At 53.1% G+C, this 12,002-nt stretch carries 9 protein-coding genes; 8 read left to right on the forward strand and 1 reads right to left on the reverse strand.

Going from position 1 to position 12,002, the window contains the following annotated elements:
* Positions 1-134 precede the first annotated feature (134 nt).
* Together CODIS_RS09405 and CODIS_RS09410 are read left to right on the forward strand one after the other, a co-directional pair.
* Positions 135-1,262: an efflux RND transporter periplasmic adaptor subunit gene (locus CODIS_RS09405; protein WP_083220664.1), complete on the forward strand. Its 1,128-nt coding sequence runs from the start codon at positions 135-137 to the stop codon at positions 1,260-1,262.
* A gap of 37 nt (positions 1,263-1,299) precedes the next feature.
* Complete coding sequence (locus CODIS_RS09410; protein ID WP_069124404.1) at positions 1,300-4,347, forward strand: efflux RND transporter permease subunit; 3,048 nt, start codon at positions 1,300-1,302, stop codon at positions 4,345-4,347.
* 18 nt (positions 4,348-4,365) lie between these two features.
* On the opposite strand, the gene lepB is transcribed toward CODIS_RS09410, so the two are convergent.
* Positions 4,366-5,016 carry a signal peptidase I gene (lepB, locus tag CODIS_RS09415; RefSeq protein WP_069124407.1) on the reverse strand — a complete coding sequence of 217 codons (651 nt, stop codon included), beginning with the start codon at positions 5,014-5,016 and terminating at the stop codon, positions 4,366-4,368.
* A 249-nt stretch (positions 5,017-5,265) separates the two neighbouring features.
* On the opposite strand from lepB, the gene CODIS_RS09420 reads away from it, so the two are divergent.
* The 6 genes from CODIS_RS09420 (at position 5,266) to CODIS_RS09445 (ending at position 11,934) form a co-directional block, all read left to right on the forward strand.
* Positions 5,266-6,387, forward strand: coding sequence for a toll/interleukin-1 receptor domain-containing protein (locus tag CODIS_RS09420; protein WP_235615187.1), 1,122 nt, complete (start codon positions 5,266-5,268; stop codon positions 6,385-6,387).
* A 384-nt stretch (positions 6,388-6,771) separates the two neighbouring features.
* Positions 6,772-7,446 carry a protein-L-isoaspartate(D-aspartate) O-methyltransferase gene (locus tag CODIS_RS09425; RefSeq protein WP_320410404.1) on the forward strand — a complete coding sequence of 225 codons (675 nt, stop codon included), beginning with the start codon at positions 6,772-6,774 and terminating at the stop codon, positions 7,444-7,446.
* Between the two features lie 96 nt (positions 7,447-7,542).
* The gene (locus CODIS_RS09430; protein WP_069124416.1) at positions 7,543-9,984 is read left to right on the forward strand and encodes a spermine/spermidine synthase domain-containing protein; all 2,442 of its coding nucleotides are present in this window, start codon (positions 7,543-7,545) and stop codon (positions 9,982-9,984) included.
* 23 nt (positions 9,985-10,007) lie between these two features.
* Positions 10,008-10,850 (forward strand): alpha/beta hydrolase, encoded by an 843-nt coding sequence (locus CODIS_RS09435; RefSeq protein WP_154723072.1) that lies wholly within the window; start codon positions 10,008-10,010, stop codon positions 10,848-10,850.
* Positions 10,851-10,986: 136 nt separating this feature from the next.
* Complete coding sequence (locus CODIS_RS09440) at positions 10,987-11,184, forward strand: hypothetical protein (RefSeq protein WP_069124419.1); 198 nt, start codon at positions 10,987-10,989, stop codon at positions 11,182-11,184.
* 30 nt (positions 11,185-11,214) lie between these two features.
* Complete coding sequence (locus tag CODIS_RS09445) at positions 11,215-11,934, forward strand: hypothetical protein (RefSeq protein WP_069124422.1); 720 nt, start codon at positions 11,215-11,217, stop codon at positions 11,932-11,934.
* Positions 11,935-12,002: the final 68 nt, after the last annotated feature.

The raw sequence follows: 12,002 nt of genomic DNA on the forward strand, positions 1-12,002 counted from the left end.
TATTAGGTTAGCAAAGGCAGCAACGTCTGGTACCCCTTTGGAATGTGCTGTAATTGAACATGCAGCTGAAGTTATACTTGCCCTTACGATTGCCGGAACAACTGTTTTGCGGTAGATAGTATGGGGGGTTCAACATGCATGGTTGTACATTTCGCTCTCTAGGTCTGGTCCTGATCGCCGCGGCAGTCGGTGGCTGCGAGAAGCCCCCACCACCCGATATCGAGAACGTGATACGCCCGGTAAAGAGTTTTGTCGTTGAGCAGGCAGGCGCATCCGATGTGCGATCATTTCCGGCACGGATTGATGCCGGTAGAAAGGCGGAACTGGCATTCAGGGTTGCCGGCAAGGTCACACGACTCTCAGTTAAAGAGGGTGACCGCGTGGAAGCGGGCCAGTTGATCGCATCCCTCGACATCACCGACTACAAGATTGCCTACAATAACCGCAAGGCGAATTTCGATAAGGCGAAAAAAGACTACGCCCGCGCCAAGGAGTTGGTTACAAAGGGGCACATCTCAAAGATGGATTATGACCGCCTCGAAGCCGATTTCAAAAGCGCACAATCGGCTTTGGAATCGGCTCAGCAGGAACTCAATTACACCAAACTGACCGCCCCGTTCAAAGGGGTCATCGCCAGGCGCCATATCGAAAACTTCGAAGAGGTGCAGGCCAAGCAGGTGGTGCTTGACCTGCAGGATATCGCACTACTGGAAGTGAAATTCGATGTCCCGGAAAGTCAGCTTCGCGAACTGCAACCGGACAGGGAGTCGCCGCAGACGAGGCGAAATCAGATCCCTGTCAATGTCAGCTTCCCCGATCTGCCTGGTAAAAGCTATCCCCTCACCTTTCGTGAAGTCAGCACCAAGGCCGACGCCAAAACCCAGACCTTCCAGGTGACCTATACCATGGCGCGGACGGACGACGTCACCATTCTGCCGGGCATGACCGCCAACGTGGCTGTCGACCTGAGCGGATTCCTCAACAAGAGCCAACGGCATCTGGTACCGGCCACTGCGATTGCGGGCGATAGCAACCTCGATCCCAAGGCCTGGGTCATCGATGAGCGGAGTATGACCGTCAAATCCCGCAAGGTGACCATCGGCCGCCTGTTGGGAAGCCGCATTGAGGTCCTGGAGGGCCTCAAGACGGGTGAACGAATCGTCAGTGCCGGCACCCCCTTTCTGCTTGAGGATATGAAAGTCAGGCTGCTGCCCGAGCGGGAGCAGGCGGAACCCCGTATACGGCGCCAGAACAGTCAGTGATACCTGATCAGGGCACAAGAACAATAAGGGACATGGGATGAATATCGGCGAATACTCCGTTCGTACACCTGTGATTTCATGGCTGTTGGTCATCATCATGCTTGGCGGTGGGCTATGGGCATTCGAGCGAATCGGCAAACTGGAAGATCCAGCCTTCACCATCAAGCTGGCGAAGATCATCACTTACTATCCCGGGGCTTCAGCCAAGCAGGTTCAGGATGAAGTGACCTACCATGTTGAGGATGCCATTCAGCGCATGGAACAGGTCAAACAGATAAGGATGTCGATCTCCAGACCTGGGGTTTCCGATATTCAGATTGAATTCAAGGACAAGTACCGGGCCGACGATTTCCCCAACATTTACGATGAGTTGCGGCGCAAGATCGCAGACATGAAAGGCAAACTGCCTCCAGGGGCGCAAAACCCGATCGTCATCGACGATTTCGGCGATGTCTTCGGTGTCTACCTGGCGCTGACGGGAGAGGGCTACAGCTGGCGAGACCTGTGGGACTTTGCCGATGCCTTCAAGCGTCAACTGGTGCTGATCCCCGGGGTTCGCAAAATAAGCATCGGTGGTGCGCAAAAAGAGGTTGTCTATGTGGACATCTCCCGTGCACAAATGGGTGAACTGGGAATTTCACCGAACCAGATATCGCAGATCCTTGAATCACAAAATGTGGTCGTCACTGCGGGCAATGCCAGTGTCGGCGATGAGTATCTGCGTATCGAGCCAACCGGTGAATTCGATTCGGTGAAGGCGATCGGCGATGTAATGATCGGATCCGATGACAAAAAGCTGGTCTATCTCAAGGATATTGCCAAAATAACCCGGGCCTATGAGGAGATCCCCAGCCAGATGCACTACGTCAACGGCAAGCCGGCATTGACTCTGGGCATCTCCATGCAGTCTGGTGAGAACGTAGTTGCGGTGGGAGAGAGACTGCGCCAGCGCGTGATGGAACTCATACCCACCATGCCTATCGGAATGCAGCTGGTCGAGATCTACAATCAACCCGCTGAAGTGGATAAGTCGGTGAGCGGCTTTCTTGTCAGTGTCGGCCAGGCCGTTGCCATCGTGATCCTGGTGCTACTGCTGTTTATGGGATTGCGCGTGGGCCTGATCATCGGCACTGTGCTGCTGATTACAGTGGCCGGCACACTCTTCATCATGTATCTGGATGGGATAGAACTGCAGCGCATCTCACTGGGTGCGCTGGTGATCTCCCTCGGCATGCTGGTGGACAACGCCATCGTGGTGGCCGAGGGGATGCTGGTCCGGATCCAGGCCGGCATGCAGGCGGCGGATGCGGCGCGGGAGACCGTCGGCAAGACCATCTGGGCCCTGCTCGGCGGAACCATCATCGGCATCCTTGCCTTCTCAGCCATCGGTCTGTCGCCGGACAGTACGGGAGAGTTCGCGAATTCCCTGTTCTGGGTGATACTCTACTCACTGCTGCTCTCCTGGGTTACCGCCATCACCACCACGCCTCTGCTCTGTGCACTCCTGCTTAAACCGGCACAACCCGGCGGCGAGCATGCAACAGATCCCTACAGCGGCCCGATCTTCACAATCTTCAGGGGGGTTGTAGACCGGGCCATCCATTTGCGTTGGATCACTGTCGGCGTGGTGATTACACTCTTTGTCCTCGCTGTAATCGGTTTCGGCAGTGTCAAGCAGGCCTTTTTTCCAGAATCCAACACCCCGCTCTTCTTTGTGGATATCTGGGAAATCGAAGGGACGGATATCAGAAAGACCAGGGAGGACACACTCCGCGTGGAGGCGTTCATCCGTCAGCAGGAAGGGGTGGTACAGACAACCGCAGCAATCGGTGGTCCCCATCAACGCTACACCCTGGTCTATGATCCTCGGGAGGTATCGCCGGCCTACGCCCAGATAATCGTCAAGACCGATACCCTGGAGCAGATCCCTGAAATCTGGAAAAAAGTCGAACGCTATATGCGGGAACAGCTCCCCTGGACCGATCCGATCATCAAATCGATGCGTATCGGACCCGGCAGGGACAGCAAGATCGAAGTGCGCTTCCATGGCCCAGATCCGGCAGTCTTGCGTGGACTGTCGCAGCAGGCTCAGGGCATCATGCATGCCGATCCCAGATCGAAGGATGTGCGGGATGACTGGCGGCAACCGGTCAAGCTGATACGCCCGATCTTCAACGAACAGGTGGGCAGGCAGTTAGGCATAACCCGGGAACACCTGGCCACTGCCCTGCAGTATGCCTATGACGGCACCCCCGTCGGTCGCTACCGTGACGGCATTCGCATTCTGCCCATATTGATGCGCGCGCCGGAAGCGGAACGCGAGGATCCCGGCAACCTGCAGGACATCACCATCTGGAGCCCGGCCCTGAACCAGTCGGTTGCCGCCGCTCAGGTGGTCAGCGGTTACGAAACCCTTTTTGAAAATACGATCGTACGCTCCCGTGACCGCATCCAGACCATCATCGCCTCATGCAACTCGATAGAGGAGTTGGCCACACCCCTGTTCAATCAATTGAAACCGCAGATCGAGGCAATGCAACTACCGCCGGGCTACAGCCTGTCATGGGGCGGTGAGCACGAGGATTCGAGCAAGGCCCAGGGAGGGCTGATGCGTGCACTGCCGATAGGGTTCCTGCTGATGATACTGGTCACCATCCTGTTGTTCGGCAAGGTACGGCAACCCCTGTTGATCTGGCTTACGGTGCCCTTGGCGGTGGTCGGCATTACCGCCGGGCTGCTGCTGTTCAACGGCGCCTTCGATTTCATGTCCCTGCTTGGGGCGCTCTCATTGATCGGACTGCTGATCAAGAACGCCATTGTCCTGATCGACGAAATCGATCAGCAGAACTCGCAGGGGAAAACGCCCTACAGTGCGATTCTCGATTCAACCGTCAGCCGCCTGCGGCCGGTCGTGCTCGCCGCAGCCACCACCATACTGGGACTGATTCCCCTGTTACAGGATGTCTTTTTCGTGAACATGTCGCTGACCATCATGGCGGGACTGGGATTCGCCACCCTGCTGACGCTGCTGTTCGTGCCGACCCTGTATGCGATTCTTTTCGGTATCAAACCACCGTCGGTATAAGGCAGCCTGGTTTTTAGCTCACAAGCGGTGCATAAATCGATGTGGACGCGGCAAGTAGTGGTTTTCATGATTCAGTGAGAGCAGCACATGGCGTGCTCTGCCGACAATCTCTTGTCTCGGCACGAACCCGATCACCCTCGAATCCGCGCTGTTGTCCCGGTTGTCACCCAACACCAGATAGTGACCGTCCGGCACTTTGACAGGTGGAAAACCGGACAGCCCGCTCTCTTGATCCAGCCACCTTACCCAGTGCTCAACACCATAAAGATTCTCGATTCTGTCCTGCCAGGCCGCAGCTGTTTCAGCATCACTGTAGCCAATCTGCCGACCATTGATCCAGAGACGGTTGTCATGCATGGCAATCCAGTCACCAGGCAAGCCGACTACACGTTTGACCATACGTTTATCGGCAGCCTCCGAATCGAAAATGACGATCTCCCCTCTCGCAGGATCACCACGTTTGAGCAATGAGATATGGGTAAAAGGCAGACGCAGATCGTAGGCCATTTTGTTGACCAGGATACGGTCCCCCTCGAGTATGGTTGGTTTCATGGATCCGGTCGGGACCACATTCCAGTCTGCAATGACGCTTCTAAACGTCAGCAGTAAAACAACAAAGATAATGAAGGACCTGTTCCCATTCCAGAGAGAGAGGAGACGTTGCCTCATGAATAACTCCTTTTGACTATCCCACTTCTACGACCGCAACGCATTGCCTTGAGTTCATACCGGCCATATCGCAACCCGCGCTTCCCAGACATTTACCAGGGTTAATATGTTGTGCATTATTCACAATAATATTATTCATGATTTCATATAAAATATAGTTATCGCTTATGGAAAAACGGTTGAATGAAAAGAACCAGAAGATAAGCACAGGAAGGTGTACCGGGGAGAACGGCCATCGCTAATATCTTCATCTCTTACCGGCGCGAAGACAGTGCGGACGTTACAGGCAGGATACACGACCGCCTTGTCGAGCATTTTGGAGAATCGGCAGTCTTCATGGATGTCGACGATATCCCACTGGGCGTCGATTTCACCCGCTACATTGACGAAAAGGTCGGCCAGTGCGAAGCCTTACTGGCCGTCATCGGACGCGATTGGCTCAATGCCACCGATGAAGAAGGCAACAGGCGCCTCGAGCAACCCGGCGATTATGTTCGAATTGAACTCGAGTCCGCACTGAAAAGGAAAATACCCGTCGTTCCCCTGCTCGTTCGACGTGCCTCGATGCCTGAGGCGGATGAGTTACCCGAGAGCATCCGTGATTTTGCCAAAAGAAACGGCATGCAGGTCAGGGCCGATCCAGATTTTCGTACCGACTGCGATCGATTGATCGAGGGCCTGGAAAGGGACAGAACAGGTAAAAGGCCGATCATCTCAACTCGCAATAAGAGAGTAGTGAAAAAACCGACAGGCAGGCGCAAGGCACTCATAATCGGCGCGCTTGGGATTGCGGTCGTCAGCGCACTAATCGGTTTTTACACATGGTTCGCAAGTCGTCCGGGCCCGGCGCCAAGTATTGTTGAATTTCAAGCCGATCCAAACCGGGTCGAACAGGGATCTACCACGACATTGAAGTGGGTGACAAAGAACACCAAGAAGGTGAGTATTCAGCCCAATATCGGCACTGTTGCAGTCTCCGGTTCCAAGGTTATCAGGCCAAGAGAAAACACAACATACACCCTGGTCGCAAGAGGCTCGGATAATAGGCACGTAAAGCAAAGGCTTTCCATTCAAGTCAATTCTCAGCCTGTGGCCACTATTCCGGTATCGAGGCTCTCAGTAGCGGAAAACACAATCGAGTTGGGAAAGTCCACAACCCTCAGCTGGCGAACCAGGGACGCAACCGATGTTGAAATCAAGCCCGGTATCGGCTCTGTTGAAGCAAACGGGTCCATCGAAATTTCGCCCGGGCGTAATACAACCTACACCCTCACAGCAAAAAGTCCCGCGGGAACAGCAACATCAACTATCCTGGTCAGGGTCGAAAGTACAGCGCCTCGCACCATCATCACCCGGCCAGCGATAAGATAGCGTCAGTCGCCTGGTGAGAGCGGGTCGTGTATGTAAACCGCAAATTTTCGCGAAAGGTTTTAGTCCGCAAATGAACGCCAATTAACACAGATATAAGTTTGTTTTAGATTAATTCAGAGCTTCCTAGGGCCTGTCCATCAGGGCACAAGATCAACCCTATCCAACGGCTTTTTTTGACACGCTTTACAGGCTGCGGATGCTGTCCATGGATTCTGTAAAGGCTATTTAAAAGTCATATTTGCGTTAATTGACGTTCATTAGCGGATTCATTATTCTCTCCAAGAACTATATTTGTAAGTAGGAAAGGAGGAGATCGGCATGTCTATCAGACGACTTGTCAGTGGGGCTGTGTTAATTGCCCTTGCCAGTTTCTGGGCATGGTCCATGGGCGTTGCCGACACCTACAGTGCGGCCAGGCAACAGATGATCAGGCTGATCGAGCAGGATGTGCGGGAAACCAGTATCTATCTGGAAAAATCAGCGCTTGATGAGCGGATCCTAAAATCGCTGAGCGAGGTACCGCGCCACCAATTCGTACCTGCCGACGTCCGCAGCCGTGCCTACGATAACCGCCCGCTCCCCATCGGTTACGGCCAGACGATCTCTCAACCCTATATCGTGGCCATCATGACCGATCTGATTGCCCCCAGGACAGAACATAAAGCGCTCGAAATCGGTACCGGCTCCGGTTACCAGGCCGCAGTGCTTTCTCGCCTGGTCAAAAAAGTCTACACCATGGAGATCGTGGAACCCCTGGGTAAACAGGCAACAGAGCGGCTGAAGCGCCTCGGCTTTGACAACATAGAGGTCTCCATCGCTGACGGTTACTATGGTTGGAAAGAGCATGCCCCTTTCGACATCATCATCGTCACCGCTGCCGCCAGCCACATTCCCCCTCCCCTGATCGAGCAGTTGAAACCGGGGGGCAAGATGATCATTCCGGTAGGCAGCCGTTTCATGACCCAGCAGCTGTTGCTGGTTGATAAAGGTGCCGACAAGGAGGTCACGGTGCGTCAGATTCTGCCTGTCAGGTTCGTGCCGCTTACGGGAGAACATTAAATAATTTTGAATTATATATGTGCGCTGTGCGTACATCTTGTTTTAGATAAAAAAAGCGAGCGAAGCCCGCACATTAACTCAACATTCAAAATTGCCATGATTCGTCCGCCCTACCTCTCGATCGCCATTCTCTCAGCATCGGCGCTGGGTTATGAGATTCTGCTGATGCGGCTCTTCTCGATCATTCAATGGCACCACTTCGCCTATATGATCATCGCACTGGCACTGCTGGGTTACGGCATCAGCGGCAGCCTGCTCTCGACCATTCAGCCCACAATCGCCCGCCACTACCGATGGCTCTTCCCACTCTCCCTGCTGCTATTCGCCCTTAGCGCCCTGGGGGCATTTCTGATAGCGCAGTCGCTCAGTTTCAACAGTGAGGAACTGTTATGGGACTTTCGCCAGGCCCTCAACCTGGCGATCATCTGCCTGTTGCTTGCACTGCCGTTCATCTTCACCGCCAGTGCAATCTGCATGACCTTCATGATCTACAGCGAGAGGCAGGTCTCCACTATCTATGCGGTTGATCTGCTGGGGGCCGGCATAGGCGCATTGGGCATAGTGCTCATCATGTTCCTGCTGAAGCCGGAACAGATCCTCGTCGCAATCACCGTTGCCGGCCTGACCGCCACGGCCATTGCGATTTGGGAACTCGATCTCCCCCCCAAAGCCTGGCTCTCTCTTCCGCTCATACTCACCATGGTGCTGCTGCTTACTGCCGCACCCCGGATCACGCTCAACATCTCCCCCTACAAGGGGCTGATGCAGACACTGCAGATCAAAGGCGCGCGCATTGTGGATCGATACTCCAGTCCCCTGGGCCACCTCACCCTTGTCGCCAGCGATGAGATGCCGCTGCGCCACGCTCCGGGTCTGAGCCTGGTCAATCCGCGGGAACCGCCGCAACAGTTGGGCCTCTTTACCGACGCGGACAACATGTCCGCCATCACCCGCTTCAGCGGCGACCTCGAATCCCTAGGCTACCTCGACCGAACAACTTCGGCTCTCCCCTACCATCTGCGGAAACCGGATGAACTGCTGGTGATCGGCAGTGGCACCGGCTCCGACCTGCTGCTGGCGCGCCACCACCAGGTGAAATCGGTGGATGCCCTGGAACTCAATCCGCAGCTGGTTGAGCTGCTAAGGCACGACTATAAAGAGTTCGCCGGTGAGATCTATGACAATCCCTACACCAGGCTGCATATTGCCGAAGCGCGGGATTTCCTCGGCCAAAGCGATAAAAAGTACGACCTGATCCAGCTCGCCCTGGTTGATGCGGCCAGTGCCTCGTCGTCGGGCCTCTATGCACTGAACGAAAGTTATCTCTATACCCGTGAGGCGCTGGCCCTCTACCTTTCGCACCTGGCGCCGGATGGCTATCTCGCCATCACCCGTTGGATCAAAATACCTCCTAGGGACACCCTCAAACTCTTCCTCACCGCGCATCTGGCGATGGAGTCCCTGGGGCTGGATGAACCGGATAAACGCCTGCTGCTGATTCGAAACTGGCAGACCGCAACCCTGCTGGTAAAGAACGGCGCCTTTACTTCAGAGGAACTGGACCGTGCTGAAGCCTTTTGTCAGGTCAGGCTATTCGATCAGGCCTACAGTCATCGCCTCAGTGAGGATCAGGCCAATCGTTACAATCGCCTGCGCGAACCCTATTTCTATCGGGCAAGCAAACAGATCGTCTCGGGTGAGAAGGATCAACTCCTGGCGAGTTACAAATTCGATCTCCAGCCCGCATCAGACGACCGACCCTATTTCCACCATTTCTTCAAGTGGGAGAGCTTTTTCGAGGCATTGAAGCTAAGACACCAGGGCGGTATGCCGCTGATCGAGTGGGGCTACATCATCCTTATCCTTACCCTGGTGATCACCGCACTGCTGAGCGCCCTGCTGATACTGCTGCCCTTGAGTATCATCTCACGCAGTAAAAGAACTGCGTACGGCAGGATCAGCCGCTGGCGTGTCCTCTACTACTTTTTCGGCATCGGTGTGGCGTTCCTCTTTATCGAGATCGCTTTCATTCAGAAATTCATCCGTTTTCTGCATCATCCCATCTATGCCATCTCGATCTCCCTCGCAGGCTTCCTGCTGTTTGCGGGCTTAGGCAGTTATGTCAGCGAACGCCTGGCGCAAAACCGTTCCCACTATCGCATAGCAATCCTGTCGGTCCTCGTTATCGCGTTCGTGAGCATCGGCTATCTGTTTCTGTTGGAGCCGTTGTTCGAACAGCTGGGTCATCTCGACATGGTGTACAAGTTCGTGATCTCCACACTGCTTATTGCACCTTTGGCGTTCTTCATGGGGATGCCTTTTCCCTTGGCCATCTCCTCACTGAAACAGCACTCCTCCAACCTTATCCCCTGGGCATGGGGTATCAACGGTTATGCCTCGGTGATCAGTGCAGGATCAGCGACGCTGATCGCCATAGATCTTGGGTTTACTGCGGTTATCCTTGTCGCAGCCCTGCTCTATCTTTCGATATTGGTGGCTTTTCCAGTTTTGGCCGATGAAACCAAAATTCATAATTGACTATCGACGATTTTCTTACTGATATGAAATTACAAGTAATTCTATTTTTCTCTCTCATCTATGTTGTTAGCACTGCTGAAGCAGATGACAGAGAAAAAACAGTCTGCGGATCGATACAAGAACCCTTCCTTTTTTGGCTTTGGAGTTCCGCTGCACCGAACCCTGATAAAAATAGAGCATTGGTTTCTCCACTGATTGAGCAAACACAATTTACCACCTCTGATAACAAAATTCTCAGAGGATATAAATACAAATCGCACTATAGAGAAGAAAAAATAGTCCCGCCCAAAGGGTACGTTCTGATGGCACTGGGAAACGCCATGATCGCAGATCAGATTATCACGTCTCTGAAATATCTGGCATCAAACGGATACGACGTTTACATATTCGACTATAGAGGTTATGGCAACTCGGAAGGAAAAAGAAGAATAAACGCAATCATAGAAGACTATAAAGAAATAATAACTTTTCTAAATTCCAAATACGATAAACGCTTCCTTTACGGTGTCTCTCTCGGTGGTGCTGTCATTATGAACGCAATCGGTTCAGGTGCAGAATATGACTCCGCAATCATCGACTCAAGTCCGAGCAGATTTTCAGATTATGGCTGTCCTGAAACCATTGATCCAGTAAACAACCTTCCGCATGATGCCAGTAAAATCTTTATTATAACCGGAAAAAAGGATCAAGTTCTTGGTTCTGATATGACGTCACCATTGAGAATCGAAGCTCAACAACGAGGGGCCAGGGTATTGGATGGAGACGATTTTTCTCATCCCTATATGGATCGCGACCTGATAGCGCATAAAGCAAGAACGAAATTAATACTCGATTTTTTCACCCAAGCACCAGACAGATTCGAGTGAATGAATTAAGCTTATGATAAACGCATTGCTCTTGTTGAACTAGCTGGTTGTTTTGGTACCGGAGCAATAAAAAGCAGTTAACTGGCGCCCCGAAACATCCCCTCATAACTTCAACCTGCAATAAAGGAGAAAGGACATGCCAGAGCAGAGTTGTGAAAACTGCAAATTAAGAAAGAAATATGACGATAATCCTAAATCCATAGCGGGCAGGCTTTGGCGTTGGCATATTAATTTTTGCCCCGGATGGAAAAAATACTACTTTTCGGTTTCAGATAAAGAAAGGGCTGAACTGGAGAACAAATACAATTTCACTAAATATAAGAAAGTTCAATAGGGCACACGACAACGGACATAAAGTGTCGTTATGAGTGATGATCTCTACGAAAAGTGGTTAAAAGGCTACCAGGCACGCAGGGAAGATTTACAGCAAGCAGTGATGAGTGCCAGTCAGCAGATGCTTAAAATCGACGCGTCGGCGGGTCTGGAAGGAAACTGGTGCACCGCAGAGGCACGTCGTTATGCCCAGACGCTCCGCACCAAATTCGAGCACCCGTTTTGCCTCGTTCTCTGGTCCCGGCAGTTTGACGAGAAGTTCTTTCTGAAGATCACTGAAGACGAAGAAGTCGATCTGGGAAAAGCACGTGAGCTTCTCACCTGGAAGGCTGAAAACTTCATGCCCAGAATCGGCAGGTTGACCGCCCGACTGGATCGGGCCGGATACTACACCATGCTGCTCTGGCCTGAGTGCCGTCCTGATCCACCGCCACAGCCCCTGTGTGTCGAGGTGCCCGAACAGAAGATGCCACCCGATGGCGTGTTTCCGGTCCGGGAGATGAATATGTGGTTCTACGTCTTCACTGCCGCGATCGACCTTGCCCAGGCCATTATCGTCGAGACGAATTACAGTCAGGTGCTCTTCGAGGAGTTGAGTACCCTTCGCAAGCGCGGACTCGGCGGACGGATCCTGTTCTTCGACATCAACGATGAATTGTACCGCGACCAGGATGACCGCCGCTGGCCCCTGACGTGCGTCGGGGAAGCTGTCGAACTCGCAGCCGCTCAGCCGTTACGTGAGAAATATTAAATGAATATTATTACCGTATCCTCGAAAGTGTTATACTCGAATGACACTTGGATAAAACCGGAAGGAGG

This window comes from Candidatus Thiodiazotropha endolucinida (genome assembly GCF_001715975.1).
In the GTDB taxonomy this organism is placed as follows: domain Bacteria; phylum Pseudomonadota; class Gammaproteobacteria; order Chromatiales; family Chromatiaceae; genus Thiodiazotropha; species Thiodiazotropha endolucinida.

What these genes read in the sequence shown, in the direction of transcription:
- CODIS_RS09445 (WP_069124422.1), top strand. Translation starts at nt 11,215, where the DNA reads ATGAGTGATGATCTCTACGAAAAGTGGTTAAAAGGCTACCAGGCACGC.
- CODIS_RS09405 (WP_083220664.1), top strand. Translation starts at nt 135, where the DNA reads ATGCATGGTTGTACATTTCGCTCTCTAGGTCTGGTCCTGATCGCCGCG.
- CODIS_RS09430 (WP_069124416.1), top strand. Translation starts at nt 7,543, where the DNA reads ATGATTCGTCCGCCCTACCTCTCGATCGCCATTCTCTCAGCATCGGCG.
- CODIS_RS09425 (WP_320410404.1), top strand. Translation starts at nt 6,772, where the DNA reads ATGGGCGTTGCCGACACCTACAGTGCGGCCAGGCAACAGATGATCAGG.
- CODIS_RS09435 (WP_154723072.1), top strand. Translation starts at nt 10,008, where the DNA reads ATGAAATTACAAGTAATTCTATTTTTCTCTCTCATCTATGTTGTTAGC.
- CODIS_RS09440 (WP_069124419.1), top strand. Translation starts at nt 10,987, where the DNA reads ATGCCAGAGCAGAGTTGTGAAAACTGCAAATTAAGAAAGAAATATGAC.
- lepB (WP_069124407.1), bottom strand. Translation starts at nt 5,016, where the DNA reads ATGAGGCAACGTCTCCTCTCTCTCTGGAATGGGAACAGGTCCTTCATT.
- CODIS_RS09410 (WP_069124404.1), top strand. Translation starts at nt 1,300, where the DNA reads ATGAATATCGGCGAATACTCCGTTCGTACACCTGTGATTTCATGGCTG.